Raw genomic sequence first — 16,322 nt, 5'->3', positions numbered from 1 at the left:
TTATGAAACTACGGTATTTTGTATTGATTTTTTTTAGCATTTCCGCATTTGGACAGGCGGATCCTGAGGATTTTATTGACAGAGATATACTGGAAATAGGTTTGATTGTAGATGTTCCGACAGGATTGCACCGGGAAAAATTAAAATCAAATTATATTTCAACCAATGCTCCGGGAATGACATTTGCCTACATGGTTAATCCCGGTTTCAAAAAAGACAAGCTTAGTAGTATTTTTCTGGGTGGAGAATTTGGATTTGTGGGTTCAAAACAGTCAGATTTTTCAAATCCACCGCCAGATGGTGATTTTTTTATGAATCATCGTACAGTTTGGCTACAGTTTAAAGGACGTTATTTACCTGTGATTGTTCCACAAAAATATTTCCCTCATATTGATTTTTCGGTAGGTCCGGTCATGTATTTTTCAAATATGGTTGAAAACCTCGGAGAAGACGAACTCGATAAGTTTTACAATTATAAAGACACAGCCATTAATGCCAAAATTGAAGCCGGAATGCAATTTAATTTGAGAAAAGATCGTAAACCCTATACGTTTTTTGGTATTTCGTTAGGTTTTTCAGCATCAAATCCGGTAAAAATGTTAAATAGAAATAAAGTGGGCTTTGATTCTGACTTTAATGTAATTGAAGCAGTTAACTCTCACAATCCGAGAGGATTATATTTAAGGGCTACTTTTTCTAGTTATCGCTGAGATCTTTGATTTGACCACCGTCACAGAATAAAGTTCTTTTTGGAAATCTCTCAATCAGGTCAAGTTCATGTGTAGCCATGAGCACCGCAGTTTTGGAAACCTGATTTATTTTCATGAATAATTTCAAAATTTCCACTGATTTTTCCGGATCAAGATTACCAGTTGGCTCATCTGCAAGAAGAATAGCAGGGTGATTTAATAAAGCCCGTGCAATGGCAATTCTTTGTTGTTCGCCACCTGATAGTTGATGCGGCATTTTATTTAAAACCTCGGGAAGACCTACCATTTCCAAAACTTCAACAATCCTTTCATTGATTTTGGCTTTTTCCTCCCAGCCCATTGCCTCCATGAAAAAACGCAAATTCTGTTGAATATTTCTGTCGGGAAGCAATTGGAAATCCTGAAAAATTATCCCGATTTTTCTCCTTAAAAATGGTATTTCTTTATACTTAATTTTCTCTAGTTCGTAACCGGCAACTACTCCCTGGCCTTTTTCGAGAAACAAGTCGGCATAAAGTGTTTTTAATAATGAACTCTTTCCACTTCCGGTTTTTCCGATTAAAAATACAAACTCACCCTGCTTAATTTCAAAGTTTACATCTGAAAGTATGAGGTTGTCTTTTTGAAAAATGTATGCATTTTTAAGTGAAATTACAGAATCCATTTTTTATGATTTAAAATTTAAAAATAAACCACGAACCCAAAATTAAGAAATTGATTTTGAAATCTTCAATCTTAATATTTTTGAATTCGTGGCCAATCAGAATACCGGGGTATTCTTCGAATTATTTATTAACTTTGGCGTGATCAGCAAGGAATTTTGCCAGGCCAAGGTCTGTCAATGGGTGATTAAGCAATGCCAAAATTGCTGAAAGCGGCCCTGTCATTACATCAGCACCGATTTTAGCACAATTCAAAATGTGCATTGGGTGTCTAATAGATGCCGCCAAAATCTGGGTTTGGTAACCATAATTATCATAGATAGTCCTGATTTCCTCGATCAAAACCAAACCGTCAGTGCTGATATCGTCAAGTCTTCCTAAAAATGGCGATACGTAAGTTGCACCGGCTTTAGCTGCTAAAAGTGCTTGTCCGGCAGAGAATACCAAAGTACAGTTGGTACGGATACCTCTTTCAGAGAAATACTTAATGGCTTTGATACCGTCTTTGATCATCGGGATTTTAACCACAATCTGATCATCGATTTTCACAAGTTCTTCTCCTTCTCTGATCATACCTTCGTAGTCAGTCGAGATTACTTCAGCACTCACATCACCATCTACGATGTCACAGATTGCTTTGTAATGTTTTTTTACGTTTTCTTCACCTCCAATGCCTTCTTTGGCCATTAATGAGGGATTGGTAGTAACACCATCTAAAATACCCAGGTCCTGAGCCTCTTTGATTTCCGAAAGGCTCGCTGTGTCTATAAAAAATTTCATGTTATATATATTGATTGAAAAAAATGAAGCAAAAAAAATGGCAAATTCACCGCTACAACCGCCTACCCTTGCTACCTTCCGGTCCTGGGGGATTCAGCAGGAGCTGGTAATTTGCCGTCACAAAAGTAGCAATTTTATTATTAGAACCCAATATTTGTTGGGAAAAGTTTTTCCCCAAAAAAAAGAAAAGGATGTATGAGCATTGGATATTTAAACATTTAGGACATAATATTTTTAGCATTATTTAAGAGATGAAAGGATAAGACGTAATTTTGGGAACAATTAAATTTTATGAGATACATTTACTATTTGGTTTTTGCACTGTTTGCCTATTTTGTAGTGGTACAATACAATGACCCGGATCCATTGGTTTGGATGGCGGCTTATTCGTTTCCAATTTATTTGGTTTACCAAAATATGAAAGGCAAAATATCTGGAAAAACTCTGGTTTTGGTAGCAATTCCTTATATTTTTTGGGCCATAAATCAGTTCCCTCCAGCATGGGAAGGATTATTGCTTAATGAGATGGGGATGAAAACAATCAATATTGAGCTTGGAAGGGAATCTTTGGGATTAGGAATTACAGCATTGATTTTGTTACTTTTATCTCTTCGGAAAATTGAAAAATAACTACCCTGAGATATTATTAGAAATTGTAAAATCTGCTTTTTTAGAAAAAGAAGAAAGCAGAATTTTGGAATTATTAATAAAAGAAAATAACCCGGATTTACTAAATAAGCAGATAATATTCAATGGCTTAAGGCCGGCGGCTTCGTTCGCATTTAAAAAGGCAAAAGTTTCAGAAAGTGATTTTGAGTATTTAAATAAATATAATGATTTTGCTCAAAGGCAAGCTTTTCTGAACTTGGGATACACGCAATTGATTAAAGGATTATTTAGGGATTTTCAGAATTTAGGTATAAGAGTGATTCCTTATAAGGGAATTTTGTTTTCTAATACCATTTTTGACAATAAGGTCATTAGGGAATCCGGTGATATGGATTTACTGGTTTATCCTGAAGATGCAGGGAAGGCTTTGGAATATTTTTTTTCAAATGATTATGAATTTGATTTGTTTAACGATGAATTTAAATTTAGTGATAAAGATGAAATTATAACAGCAATTCTTGCATCAAAAGGAAAGTATGAACAGGCGTTTAATAAAAATGGTTTACATATAGATTTACACTGGGGGCTCAATTATGGATTTATGCCTTACAAGGTTGATTATCTGAGTTTTTTTGAAAATTTTACTGAAAAGTCAAATCAGGTTTTATCGGTAATTCCTTCTGTAGAAACCATTTTTTGGATGATTATTCTGCACCATGGAGGCAAAGAAATCTGGGTTAAACAGAAACATTTGATAGACCTCATGGCGTTTTTGAGGAAATATTCTGAAGAGCTGGACTGGGAAAAACAAATCAATCTTGCCAAAGAATATAAACTCTACAAAATCTTAATCACGGGATTTTACCTGATAAAAAAATTATATGATTTTCCTGTACCTGAAATTATTGAAAAGCATTTCCATATAATTAATCTAAACCAAATCGACCGGATTTTGGATTATCATTGTTATTCAAAAAATTGGAATACGCTTTTCGCCCGATTGAGGTATGAAAAAGTATTGATTAATAATCAGGATGAAGGATTTAGTATTAGAAAATATGTTTTTGAAATATATAAAGAATATTCAATTCCCAATCCACTGGAGCATGGAAGATTTATTTCTTTTCCTAAAAAATACAGATTTTTGAATTTTATAAGCAAAATTATTACTTACGGAATAAAAAAAATGTTCTGATTTATGGCTGAAATTACCTTTGATTATAAAAGTCAGATACCGCTTTTGCCCAACGAGCCGGGCATCTATAAGTATTTTGATGAAGAAAATCAAATAATTTATGTTGGGAAAGCCAAAAACCTGAAAAACAGGATCAGTAGCTATTTTTATAATTTCGATAGAACGGACAGAAAAACCCGTCGTCTGGTACTTACCATCAGAAAACTTGAATATACCGTTGTTCCAACCGAATGGGATGCTCTGTTACTAGAAAACACCCTGATCAAAGAGCATCAGCCCAAGTTCAACATTTTACTTCGTGACGATAAAACTTACCCTTATGTATGTGTCACCAATGAGCGGTTTCCGAGAGTCATTAAGACCAGAAGGATCGAAGACCGAAGTCTGGGTAAAATGTACGGTCCTTATGTCAATGCCAAGGCAATGTATGCCTTGCTCGATATGTTTACTAATCTATACACCATACGTACCTGCAAGTATAGTTTAAGTCAGGAAAACGTTGATAATAAGAAATATAAGGTTTGTCTTGAGTACCATATCGGCAATTGTAAAGGCCCCTGTGATGGCCTGCAGTCTGAGGAAGACTACATGAAGGAAATTGAACTGGTGCACAATATTCTGAAAGGAAATGTAAGCCCGGCGAAAAAGTATTTTCATGAAAAAATGTTGGAATCGGCTGAAAAAATGGCTTTTGAAGATGCCCATAAATTCAAATTAAAACTTGAATTCCTGGAAGATTATCAATCCAAAAGCACTGTGGTTAGTCCAAATATTCACGATGCTGATGTGTTTTCGATACAATCTGACGACAAAGCAGCCTATATCAACTATCTGAAAGTTGTTAACGGAACGATTATCAGAACTCAAACGCTGGAAGTTAAAAAGCCAATAGAAGAGTCGGAATCTGATATTTTGGCACTTGTGATTTTTGATTTAAGAAAAAAATACGAATCTGAAGCCAAAGAAATCATTACAAATATTGACCTGGAAGTTGACCTGAAAGTTCAGGTTACGATTCCTCAGATTGGTGATAAGAAAAAATTGATGGAGATGTCCTTGCGAAATGTGATGTATTATCGTCATGAAAAAGCTGAGCGTGAGGCAATTGAAGCAAGTGGTGCTACCAATAAAAGAGATAGAGTTTTGATAAAACTAAAACAAGACCTTAATCTGAAAACTCTGCCACGAAGGATAGAATGCTTTGATAATTCAAATATTCAGGGTACAAATCCCGTATCGGCTATGGTATGTTTTATCAACGGGCAACCTTCCACACGCGACTATCGTCATTTTATTCCGAAAACCGTAGTAGGTCCCGATGACTTTGCGACCATGAATGAGGTGGTGGGCCGCAGATATGCCAGATTATTGGAAGAAAAAGCTGAGATGCCCGATCTCATTGTAATCGATGGTGGAAAAGGTCAGCTTTCTGCCGCTTGTGATGCATTAAAATCATTGGGACTCTATGGACAGATTCCTATTATCGGAATTGCAAAAAGACTGGAAGAAATCTATTTTCCAGAGGATACTTTGCCAGTTTACATTGATAAAAAGTCGGAGTCCCTTAAATTGATTCAACGAGCCCGTGACGAGGCCCACCGATTTGGAATAACACATCATCGCAACCGAAGGAGTAAAAATTTCCTGATTAGTAGTTTGGAGTCAGCACAGGGCATAGGAAAAACCACTGCCACCAAAGTACTTAACCATTTTAAAAGTATTGGCAATATCAAAAAAGCTACTGACGAGGAATTAATTGAGGTTTTGGGTAAAGACAAAGCCCGCAGAATCAAAGAATTTCTCGAAAAAGAAAGCTGATTAACCGGCAATGGAGACTCCGATGAGTTTTCCAATTCCAAATGTGATGGCAGCCGCTGCCAATCCAAAGGCTACTTGCCTGAGTCCTGACCTCCAAAAACTTTTTCCTGTAAAAAGAGTAATCACCCCACCAATCAGAAATAAACCAATGGCACTTAATATTGAGCTGAAAATGATAGCGTCTCTTCCTCCAAGCCAAAAATAGGGGATGACCGGTAAAATAGCCCCCACGGCAAACATCAAAAAAGATGAAACCGCTGCTTCCATTGCTGAGCCTTCTAATTCTTCTGTATTGAGCCCCAACTCTTCTTTTACTAAAATTTTATGGGCTTTGTCTTTATCCTGCATGGCCTCAAAAGCCATTTTTGATGCTTCTTCTTCAGAAAAACCTTTTGCAAGATAGATTAACTCAAGTTCTTTTTGCTCTCCTTTGGGGTTATGTTCCAGTTCAGCCATTTCCAGCTCCATTTGGTTTTCATACAGTTCCTGCGAGCTCTTTACCGAAATCCATTCTCCCAAAGCCATAGATAAAGCTCCGGCCAATAAACCGGCAAGTCCAGTCAAAAGAACCTCACTTTGCCCATTAGTGGCACCGGCAATCCCCATCACAAGACTAAAATTTGAAACAAGGCCATCATTTCCGCCTAATACTGCCGCTCTCAAAGCATTTCCTCCAATGGATCGGTGTTGTTTTTCATATTTTGAAAATTCCGATGCCGACACATCAGCTTTTTTCTCCAAAATATTATTGAGGATATTTACATGAGAGGTGTCAGAAATTGAATTGGGTAAATTCAGGTCTTTCCGAGCTTTTAAGATTGTCTTTGTAAGCCTTTTTTCTGTATCTAAAAGAATACCCAGTATAAAATCTTTACCGGCAAATTTACTGATATTAACAATTGTTTTTGCCCTGAACGAGGGTTTTGGCATTTTGCTTAAATCCAGATCGTTGGATTTTAAAAATGCCACCGCATGACTATTTTCAATCTCGCTCATTTGCGAGAAAATTTTTGCAACAGCAGGATTTTCTTCCAGTTTTGACAAAACAGAATAAAGAAAACTGGCATCTACTTCGGTCTGGATATTATCTAATTTTACCATTTTGCTTTTAAATATTCTTCAAATGTATTTTGAAATGTTTATTAATTCAATGTTTGAAATCAATTTGAGTCTTATTAGTTTTTAGACTTTTTAAAAAAAAGAAAATCAGCATTTAGAATATTTGGAAAAATTCATACTTTAGTAAATAATTAAAATATACTACTTAATTTGAAAATTTAAGATGTCTTCCGGGCGGATACTCTTCATTTCTCTGTGTTTTTTTCAGATTTCTGTATTTTCTCAGGAAAACAGAAACTTGTATGTTCTTGATAGCCTGAGAGATGTATATGGTATTTCGAAAGTTGATAGTTCGGTAAATGACACGGTAAATGCACTTGATTTTGCATTAAAATATGAGTTTGGAAATGAACCGAAATGTTTGACTTTTCAAGCCATTTCTCCCCAAATTGATAGCAGCAATGCTAAGTCATGGGTTTCAAGTTTTTTGGCTGGTTATACTAATTTATCTACACTGGAGCCTCAAAATGATTTTTACAAAAATTCATTCAAATATCCGTTTTGTGAAAAAGAATTGGCAGAATTCCGGAATTTTTTCAAATGGATAAAAAAATATAATAAAGGTGATTTTGTTTGGGTAAATATTCCTTCTCAGGAATTATATGTTTTTCAGGATTCAAAATTCAAATTTAAAATGAATGTGATTGTGGGGACTTATAAAAATCAGACACCCATTTTTGCCGATTATATTGACAATTTCTCCTTATTTCCCTATTGGTACCCCACTCAAAATATAGTTTTTGACGAAATTATCCCAAAAACTATTGCTGATATTGGTTTTTTGGAACGAAATTTTTATGAGGTTTTGGATAAAAAAGGTAAGGTGGTAGATCCTTTTACCCTGGAATGGGATACCTTCAAAAGAGATAAATTTCCCTATAGAATCAGGCAGGCAACCGGATGTTTTAATTCTCTTGGCCTGATAAAATTTAACTTGAAGAATCCTTTCAGTGTTTACATGCATGATACCCAACACACCCAAACCAGCCGAGGACTTTTTAAGAAATCTAAAAGATATTATTCGCATGGTTGTATCAGAATGGAAAAACCCAGGGAGTTTCTTAATTACTTGTCGCCTGCCAAACCTGTTGACCCCAACTTTATGATTGATTGCCCTACAGACAAGAAACCGATTACAATTCCTTTGAAAGAAAAAATGCCGGTTTTTGTGATGTATTTTACTGATTATATCAATGAAAAAGGGCAATTAATTTCGAAGCCTGATTTTTATAAACTGCTGCATTAAAGGATTTTGGAAAAAATATTAAAATTATTTTGGAGCTTTACGTAAAGAATAATATTTTTGTACGTATAAAATATTGAACAAGAAATGGATACTAAAATCACATTAAGTTTTGACCAGAATATTATAGAAAAGGCCAAAGATTTTGCCGCATCTCAAGGCATGAGTCTGAGCAGGCTTACTGAGTTTTTATACGAGAAAATCACTTCAGCACCCAAGTCATATGCCTCGCTGGAAGATATTCCAATAGCCGATTTTATCAGTTTGGTCGCTGAAGAGCAGGCTACTTATAAAACCGCAGCCAAAAGCTCAAAGTCTCTGAAAAAAGAATATTACGAATCCAGAAAATGAGATTATTTTTGGATGCCAACATATTGGTTTCGGTTCTAAACCATGAGATGCCGGTTTTTAGTTATAGTTCAAGGGTATTGAGTTTACCTTCTTTCAGATCTAATTATCAGCTTTTACTTCGCCAATTTGTCTGGCTATTGCTTATTATTTCGCAGAAAAAAAATGTGGAAACAAGCGGGCAATTGAGAAAATGCAGATTTTGTCAGGTCATTTAGGAATAACCAATATCGGTCAAAAAGAAGTAATTGCAGTTAATACAAACATAAAAGTTAAAGATTATGAAGACGGCCTGCAATATTATGCCGCTTTGCACGCCGGATGTGAGGCGATAATTACCGAAAATATCAACGACTTTTACTTTTCTGATTTACCAGTTTATACTTCTAAGGAGTTTATTTTGAATATTTTATGATTAAAATAAACTATGTCAAAAACTTACTTTTTCCATAATTTGTAAGGTTTGTCAATGTCAGTTTTAAAAGGTAAAAATACTTTTTTACCTGATCCGGCAGATTCATATGCAGCCATTATCACTTCCAATACAGCCTTTCCATCATGACCTGTTACGAGCGGTTCTTTATCATTTTTTACACAATCCACAAAATGTTCAAACTCCTGCGGGAATCCATAATTCCAGATTTCCTCGTACATGGTATAACTCCAGCCAACGGTATTTCCTGCTTTTTCAACGGCATAGCCTACACCTTTTGTACTGTAAGTCTGAATGGAATTACCCTGAAGCACATCGGCGTAAGCAACGCCTTCCGAGCCATGGATTTCTGCCCGATCGTCCATGCCACCAAGTTTTGTCCAGCTTTCTTCGGCCATAGCCGTAACGCCGTTTTCAAACTCTAAAATCAAAATTGAGTTATCGTCACCGATGGTTTTGTCAGTATGTACACTGGTGCTCATCTGAGCGTAAACTGATTTAATAGGATTGTTTTTATTGAGCCATCTGAAAAATTGGATTGCATGACAGCCCATGTCCATCATTACGCCACCACCAGACCTTTCCACATCCCAAAAATGGTCAGCATGAGGCCCATCATGCTTTTCTGATTGCTTTAATAGGACAGGTTTGCCCAATGCACCTTCGTCTAAAAGCTGTTTCATTCGCACATATTTTGGAGTAAAGCATAGCTCCTCGGCATACATAAGTTTAACATTTGCGTTTTCACAGGCAGCAATCATCCTGTCGGCTTCTTCCAGATTCAGGCAAAAGGGTTTTTCCACCACAATGTGTTTTCCGGCCAATGCTATTTTTTCTGTGATTTCACAATGCAAATAATTCGGAGCACCTATCACCACCAAATCTATTTCTGGCATGGCCAGCATTTTATCCAAATCGGTGAAATAGTTAGGAATTTTATGATTTTCGGCGAAAGTTTTAACATGTTCAAGTGTGGGCGACATCACAGCCACGATTTCTGCATCTGCTACTTTATTTATCGCCTCGGCATGAATAGTTGAGATAAATTGCGAGCCAATTAATCCAATTTTTACTTTTCCTTCAATCATTTTTCAGAATTATTTTGAGCTTGAATTTAGTAAATAAATTTTATTAAATATTGAAAAAGCCACATTTTAAATATAGGTATTTATTGAAATAGCTGTAAATCAATTGTTTGAATTTGTGTCTGAAAAAGAGGATAAGCTTCAATAATTTTCAGGCAAAATATTTATTCAAATCAAATTTTTAAAAGAAAAAAACACTTTATCTACCTGCGAGTTAAAGTAAAGCCCGTCCCCAAAAACCAGTAATTGTACAGATTTCGGAATTGGCCATAAGGAAACTGTCCATAATACCCATGAATCATAAAAGCAACCCGATAATTTGACAATGGCGATGGGTAATAACTCCATCCCAACTGCATATTTATTGAAGGCACGTATCGCTGATGCGGAAGATCTAAATGTTGGTAATAATGCTCTGATTCATAGTTTGCCCATGCTGGTCGGGGAAGCAAGCTGCCATTTTCCTGGTATTTGTATAAAAAATTGGTTCTTTCTACATAGGAATTCAATGGCCGGAAACGCAAATCAGCTGAAATTACAAGTGGAATTCGGGTTGATGACACTGGACTATCAAACAATCGCATTTCGTATTGAAGGTAGGGCTCAAAAAGGCTCCATTTTGCTCTGGAATCAATAATTTTGATATCCGGCAACGTGCCATAAAGGGTATTATTTGCACTGCTTGCATAAACTGGTGGGCTATCTTGTCCATCTACTTCCGTTCCTTTGATTCCCGGGGCAAGATTCCCGGCGGTATTCCAGAATCCATGACCGATATCCCAGTTGGTGGGGAACAAAACCATCGTCCCTAATTTAAATGAATGATTGTTTTCTTGTCTATTGGCAATGTCGTTGATTACAATGCCGATTTCGCTGTATTCATAGCTGCTGTGCATGCGGGCAATGGGAGATTCGGTTTTGTTGAAATAGTCCACATATTCGCCTCCTACATGGGTGCATTCATGCATGAAAGGCTTGAAGTCAATCAGGAAATTTTTCAAAAATCCTTTTTTGACGTTTTTGATGGTATTAAACGAAAAACCGAAATTATAATCAAAGTTAACGATAGGGAAAGTAAACCCTTCAGAAAAACTGAGTGTGGTAACCATACTGGCGGGAATGTAAAACGACCATCCCCATTTTTTTTGGTTTTTAATCCATTTCGAATAAATAGGTGCCATCGAGCCTAATTTCAACTCCAATAAGACTTTTGGACTGGCAGATAGTTCTTTGTAAGGATTGATAGGTGTTTCATTTTCATTCATTATTGAGTAAGCCAAGCGGTTGGGAACCATGCCGATGTCAATGGTACCATCGTCATAATGATGCATGTCGGTTAAAAATGGCTTACCGTAATAAGTTGGGATAAATAAGCCCGATTCTTTTCCTTCCACCACCGGTCGGGTAAGTGTTTTCAGTGAATCCTGAGCCGTGACTGTGAAATAAGAAAATAGGCTTGTAAGGGAAGCAATAGCAAGGTTAAAGAAGGTTTTCATTTTTAGGATAAATAAAAAAATAACAAACTATTTTAGACTGAAAATCAGAAAAATGCAGATGATTTTTAGTTGTTAGTTTACCCAAAATGAGGCAAATATTTAGGAGATTTCATTGCTTGTATTTTTCTTCTAATTTAGAAAGAAATGTGGTAGAGAGAAAAGAATTGTGAGCTTTTTTAATTTATTAAAGGAATACTTTAGAGTAAAGCATAATCAATTAGGATTTTATTTGCTAAATTATCTGTGTTATAAATTATTTTGAAGATAGTAACTTGCTTCTTTATTTCGGAATAATCACACTAGTGAGTAATAAACTAAGGTAATTGAAGGAATTGATATTGTTTAATAATATACTTTTTTCATTTATTTATAATTAACGTCCCTAATTTTAGCTTCTCCTATATCTTGGAGCAACTTCTAAGAGTTTTTTTGGAGTTCTTTAAGGAAGATAGGGTTAATTTTTTTTTAAAAAAAATAGTTAGTTGTCTTTTAATTGCTTGAATTGAATTTCTAACTTAAAGAGATATGGAATTCTTAGTGAATGAAATGAAAGTCTTCATTTATATTGAGGAGGACTTGCTAGATTTAATTTTGTTGTAAATTATAATAATCCTTAAAGTTTTTTATTATATTTTATTAAGAGTGGTATAAATATTAATCCTAAAAGAAAAAACGTTGAAATAAACATATTTAAATATAAAATTGTACTGTTTGAAATTTCAATATTTGACAAATAGTTAATATTAACTATTGCTAAGTATGGTCTTAGGAAATAATTTTGATTATTATATGAAATTCCTTCCATGAGAATTGGATTCTCAGACATCGGTTCTGTAATTTGATTTCCACTATATCTAGAAGAATGAAGTACAATTGCAGTACGTTCTGACGAACTATTTCTATTATTTGAGTCATAATAAACTCCATTATCTTCATTGTATTTTTTTATTCTATCTTCATTAGATAAATGTTCTTGCCATGAATCAACAGATATTTTTGAGGTAATTATTGAAATAATCAAAGTTAGAAGTATCCAATAATTGAATATTTTTTAACATTCATTTTTCAGGATTTTTATTGAAAGAATAAAATGCAAAAATAAGAGTCAAAATGAATGCAATCGAAATAATTTCATTATTATTTCTTGCAAAATCAATAAACTCTGAACCAATTACTTTAATAATATTTAACAATATTACCAGAAGGAAAAACACTATTATTATTCCAATTATTGAAAAGTTTCCTTTATTGTTTGCCATAATTATTTACATTTTTACGTCTTAACAAATTATTTAAATTTTTAGATTTAATTGGTTAGCGAATTCAATAAATTCATTTTTTTAGGACTTAACAAGCCCAAAATATAACTTTCCTACTTGCAATATAATGATATTCAGAGCCGACGGCTGTGATCTAGACAATAATTTTCTAGCAAATTAATATTCAACAAAGTTTGGTTTTGAAGGAGATTTAGATTCAACTATTACTTCTAATTCTACCAATTATCCATCAACTGAATAATCTAAAAAAAACTTATCTTTTCCATAACTGATTCATCAACCGGCAGATCATTGGATTTGATATTCAGGATATCTGTTTATGTATCATTCATAATTTTCACTTATTATTTTGAAATTTTTATAATTGATAAATATTGATGTATTATTAATTTGAAGTAAGATGATTTCGTCTTTAAATTTTATCTTATTGAGATTTTAGATATTTAGCATTTCTTCACCTAAATTTTCATAATCATCAAATTTGTAAATCATTTTGGATTCAATTAATAATTGATTTATATCACTAATTATTAAATTTGTTTTCAAGATTTCGCCTCCAATCCCAACTTGGTCTTCTATTCTTTTTTGATGATCTTCTTCCTTTTGACTAATCATAAGTTGAACAAAACCATTATCTATATTTTCTTGAGTTAAAAAAAATGTCTCAATATTTTCTACCTCTGGTTTGATAAGTAGTCCTTCTTGGATTTCATTCCAAACAAAAATACCATCTATGTTTATTTCAAGTTTGAAACCTTTAATAATCTTTTCTTTAACACTAAATCCTATTAAATAGATTTTTCCAAAAAGTTTTAGGTTGTAATTTTCTTTCAAAAAAGTTTTAAAATATTTTAATTCTATATTTTTTATTGAGTCAACATCCATTCCAATAAATGATTCTGATAAGAATTTGAAATAAGCTAAACCCAATTGAAGACTTCCAGTTACAGCAAAAACAGATTTAAATTGAGGAAGGACAAATACCTTATTGGTGTAAAGTTTTGGTTTAAGTTTCTTATCTCCTTTTTTTAACGGATTTGTTGCTAAGGTATCTGAATAAACTATAGCATTCTTTTTTGTTAAAAAAATATTTATTGCTGTCATCTAGAATTCAATTAATATTTTCGAATTTATTAAAAAAAAATCAAAAAGAGAATTCCAATAACTAATAAACTTTCGAATCCCAAAAAAAAATCCCCGGCCTCTCAGCCAGGGATTCTCCACAAAACATAAGCAAGAAATCTTATTTTCCGGCTTGCTCTGCAATGATATTCAGTGCCGCACCGGCTTTGAACCAGCCGATTTGGGCATCATTGTAAGTATGATTAACGGTGATTTCGTCTTTGCTGCCATCGGTATGGTTGGCCACAACAGTCAACGGTTTGCCCGGAGCAAATGAAGTCAAACCTACGATATCAAAGCTGTCATCTTCTTTGATTTTATCATAATCTGCCGGATTGGCAAATGTCAAAGCCAACATACCTTGTTTTTTGAGGTTGGTTTCGTGAATACGAGCAAACGATTTTACCAATATAGCTCTCACACCCAAATGACGTGGCTCCATGGCTGCATGCTCTCTTGATGAGCCTTCACCGTAGTTTTCGTCACCGATTACGATAGAGCCAATGCCAGCGGCTTTATATGCACGTTGTACAGCTGGTACTTCACCGTATTCGCCGGTCAACTGGTTTTTAACTTTGTTGGTAGCTTCGTTGGCGAAGTTTACGGCACCTATCAATAGGTTATTGGAGATGTTGTCAAGGTGACCGCGGTATTTTAACCATGGACCGGCCATAGAGATATGGTCAGTGGTACATTTTCCTTTGGCTTTAATCAGAAGCTTCAGGCCTTTAAGGTCGCTACCTTCCCATTTGGCAAACGGTGCCAATAGTTGCAGTCTGTCAGACTTTACGCTCACTTTAACCTTAACATTTTTACCGCTACGTGCAGGTTTTTGATATCCTGCATCCAATACATCGAAGCCCATTGGTGGCAATTCGATTCCCAATGGAGGATCCAATCTTACCTGCTCGCCTTTTTCGTTGGTCAGGGTATCTTTGGCAGGATTGAATGTCAAATCTCCGGCAATAGCAAATGCAGTCACGATTTCAGGTGAAGCCACAAACGCATGGGTATTGGGGTTACCGTCGGCTCTTTTGGCGAAATTACGGTTAAACGACGTGATGATTGAGTTTCTTTCGCCTTTCTCTGCACCATGACGAGCCCACTGGCCTATACAAGGACCACAAGCGTTAGCCAATACTACACCGCCAATTTTTCCAAAAGTAGCTAAAAGACCGTCTCTCTCAGCTGTAAATCTTACCAATTCAGAACCCGGAGTAATGGTATATTCAGCTTTGGCTTTGATATTTTTCTCTGCTGCCTGATTGGCAACAGAAGCTGCCCTGGTCATATCCTCGTAAGAAGAGTTGGTACAAGAGCCTATCAAGCCTACATCCAGTTTCGCCGGCCAGTTGTTTTTCTTAACAGCAGCAGCAAATTTTGAAAGTGGCCATGCCAAATCCGGAGTAAAAGGACCATTGATTCTTGGCTCCAGTTTAGAAAGGTTGATTTCGATTACCTGATCGTAGTATTTTTCAGGATTATCGATACAATCCTGGTCAGGACGAAGATATTCTTTGATTCTTCCTGCAGCTATCGCAACATTTCTTCTTCCGGTAGCAATCAGGTATTTTCCTATTTTTTTATCAAATCCAAAAACTGAAGTGGTAGCTCCAATCTCAGCACCCATGTTACAGATGGTACCTTTTCCGGTGGCCGAAAGTTTGTCGGCACCTGTTCCGAAGTATTCTACAATAGCACCAGTTCCACCTTTTACTGTAAGGCGACCGGCCACTTCAAGAATAACGTCTTTGGCAGAAGCCCATCCTTTCAATGATCCAGTAAGTTTTACACCTATTAGCTTTGGCATTTTTAGCTCCCAAGGTAAGCCGGCCATTACGTCGCAAGCATCAGCTCCACCAACCCCGATAGCGATCATACCCAATCCACCTGCATTAGGCGTGTGAGAGTCGGTACCGATCATCATTCCACCCGGAAATGAATAGTTTTCCAGAACAACCTGGTGAATGATACCAGCACCGGGTTTCCAGAAACCGATACCATATTTATTAGATACTGACGAAAGGAAGTCGTAAACTTCTTTATTGGTCTCATTGGCAATCTTCAAATCCTCAGTAGCACCCACTTTGGCCTGAATCAGGTGATCGCAGTGAACGGTTGAGGGTACAGCAACTTTTTCACGCTGAGCCTGCATAAACTGCAAAAGGGCCATCTGAGCGGTGGCGTCCTGCATGGCTACACGGTCCGGAGCAAAGTCAACGTAGTCTTTACCCCGTTCATAAGGCTTGGTAGGAAGGTTGTCCCAAAGGTGAACATATAAAATCTTTTCAGCCAAAGTCATTGGTCTTCCTAAAAGCTTCTTAGCGGCTTCCACTCTTTCAGGAAACTTGGCGTAAGTCGCTTTTATCATGTCCAAATCAAATACTTTCATCAGTTTAATATTTTATTTTTTTAATTCTAT

15 protein-coding genes, 1 other RNA gene and 1 pseudogene are annotated in these 16,322 nt (G+C 35.6%); 7 read left to right on the top strand and 10 right to left on the bottom strand.

The annotated features are described in order from the left end of the window. Positions 1 to 2: 2 nt before the first annotated feature. Positions 3 to 710, top strand: a complete 708-nt coding sequence (locus IPP61_19555) for a hypothetical protein (GenBank protein MBL0327323.1) — start codon at positions 3 to 5, stop codon at positions 708 to 710. Here the strand turns inward: IPP61_19555 and IPP61_19550 are convergent. The 3 genes from IPP61_19550 to ffs all read right to left on the bottom strand — a co-directional run bounded on the left by IPP61_19550 (position 697) and on the right by ffs (position 2,271). Next, complete coding sequence (locus IPP61_19550; protein MBL0327322.1) at positions 697 to 1,374, bottom strand: ATP-binding cassette domain-containing protein; 678 nt, start codon at positions 1,372 to 1,374, stop codon at positions 697 to 699. The two genes, IPP61_19555 and IPP61_19550, sit on opposite strands and share 14 nt — an antisense overlap. 121 nt (positions 1,375 to 1,495) lie before the next feature. Continuing rightward, positions 1,496 to 2,152, bottom strand: a complete 657-nt coding sequence (gene fsa / locus IPP61_19545; protein MBL0327321.1) for a fructose-6-phosphate aldolase — start codon at positions 2,150 to 2,152, stop codon at positions 1,496 to 1,498. Between the two features lie 33 nt (positions 2,153 to 2,185). Beyond that, positions 2,186 to 2,271, bottom strand: an RNA gene (ffs, locus tag IPP61_19540) — signal recognition particle sRNA small type. Between the two features lie 172 nt (positions 2,272 to 2,443). Between ffs and IPP61_19535 the strand changes: the two genes are divergently transcribed. The 3 genes from IPP61_19535 to IPP61_19525 are packed head-to-tail and all read left to right on the top strand — an operon-like array spanning position 2,444 to position 5,774. Then, positions 2,444 to 2,782 (top strand): transmembrane 220 family protein, encoded by a 339-nt coding sequence (locus IPP61_19535; GenBank protein MBL0327320.1) that lies wholly within the window; start codon positions 2,444 to 2,446, stop codon positions 2,780 to 2,782. Further along, complete coding sequence (locus IPP61_19530; protein ID MBL0327319.1) at positions 2,772 to 3,956, top strand: nucleotidyltransferase family protein; 1,185 nt, start codon at positions 2,772 to 2,774, stop codon at positions 3,954 to 3,956. Before IPP61_19535 ends, IPP61_19530 begins: the two co-directional genes overlap by 11 nt. A 3-nt stretch (positions 3,957 to 3,959) precedes the next feature. After that, entirely contained in the window at positions 3,960 to 5,774 is a 1,815-nt protein-coding gene (locus IPP61_19525) for an excinuclease ABC subunit C (protein MBL0327318.1), read from the top strand. On the opposite strand, the gene IPP61_19520 is transcribed toward IPP61_19525, so the two are convergent. Further along, positions 5,775 to 6,875 carry a VIT1/CCC1 transporter family protein gene (locus IPP61_19520; protein MBL0327317.1) on the bottom strand — a complete coding sequence of 367 codons (1,101 nt, stop codon included), beginning with the start codon at positions 6,873 to 6,875 and terminating at the stop codon, positions 5,775 to 5,777. A 256-nt stretch (positions 6,876 to 7,131) separates the two neighbouring features. Between IPP61_19520 and IPP61_19515 the strand changes: the two genes are divergently transcribed. The 3 genes and pseudogenes from IPP61_19515 (at position 7,132) to IPP61_19505 (ending at position 8,899) form a co-directional block, all read left to right on the top strand. Beyond that, a complete protein-coding gene (locus tag IPP61_19515) occupies positions 7,132 to 8,139 on the top strand; it encodes a L,D-transpeptidase family protein (protein ID MBL0327316.1) in 1,008 nt (335 codons plus the stop codon). Positions 8,140 to 8,223: 84 nt separating this feature from the next. Further along, positions 8,224 to 8,487, top strand: coding sequence for a hypothetical protein (locus IPP61_19510; GenBank protein ID MBL0327315.1), 264 nt, complete (start codon positions 8,224 to 8,226; stop codon positions 8,485 to 8,487). Next, positions 8,484 to 8,899: pseudogene (locus tag IPP61_19505) on the top strand (twitching motility protein PilT). The gene IPP61_19510 and the pseudogene IPP61_19505 overlap by 4 nt, the downstream one beginning before the upstream one ends. 23 nt (positions 8,900 to 8,922) lie before the next feature. Here the strand turns inward: IPP61_19505 and IPP61_19500 are convergent. The 6 genes from IPP61_19500 to IPP61_19475 all read right to left on the bottom strand — a co-directional run bounded on the left by IPP61_19500 (position 8,923) and on the right by IPP61_19475 (position 16,292). Continuing rightward, positions 8,923 to 10,005 (bottom strand): Gfo/Idh/MocA family oxidoreductase, encoded by a 1,083-nt coding sequence (locus IPP61_19500; protein MBL0327314.1) that lies wholly within the window; start codon positions 10,003 to 10,005, stop codon positions 8,923 to 8,925. A gap of 200 nt (positions 10,006 to 10,205) precedes the next feature. Next, positions 10,206 to 11,498 carry a hypothetical protein gene (locus IPP61_19495; protein ID MBL0327313.1) on the bottom strand — a complete coding sequence of 431 codons (1,293 nt, stop codon included), beginning with the start codon at positions 11,496 to 11,498 and terminating at the stop codon, positions 10,206 to 10,208. Between the two features lie 613 nt (positions 11,499 to 12,111). Continuing rightward, on the bottom strand, positions 12,112 to 12,519 hold the full coding sequence (locus IPP61_19490; GenBank protein MBL0327312.1) for a hypothetical protein: 408 nt from the start codon (positions 12,517 to 12,519) through the stop codon (positions 12,112 to 12,114). A 37-nt stretch (positions 12,520 to 12,556) separates the two neighbouring features. Further along, the gene (locus tag IPP61_19485; protein ID MBL0327311.1) at positions 12,557 to 12,757 is read right to left on the bottom strand and encodes a hypothetical protein; all 201 of its coding nucleotides are present in this window, start codon (positions 12,755 to 12,757) and stop codon (positions 12,557 to 12,559) included. 456 nt (positions 12,758 to 13,213) lie between these two features. Continuing rightward, the gene (locus IPP61_19480) at positions 13,214 to 13,882 is read right to left on the bottom strand and encodes a hypothetical protein (GenBank protein ID MBL0327310.1); all 669 of its coding nucleotides are present in this window, start codon (positions 13,880 to 13,882) and stop codon (positions 13,214 to 13,216) included. 139 nt (positions 13,883 to 14,021) lie between these two features. Then, positions 14,022 to 16,292, bottom strand: coding sequence for an aconitate hydratase (locus IPP61_19475; protein MBL0327309.1), 2,271 nt, complete (start codon positions 16,290 to 16,292; stop codon positions 14,022 to 14,024). Positions 16,293 to 16,322 lie beyond the last annotated feature (30 nt).

The organism is Cytophagaceae bacterium, from assembly GCA_016722655.1.
In the GTDB taxonomy this organism is placed as follows: Bacteria; Bacteroidota; Bacteroidia; order Cytophagales; family Spirosomataceae; genus Leadbetterella.
Note: the sequence above shows the minus strand (reverse complement) of the source record. Positions and strands in the feature narration are given on the sequence as shown.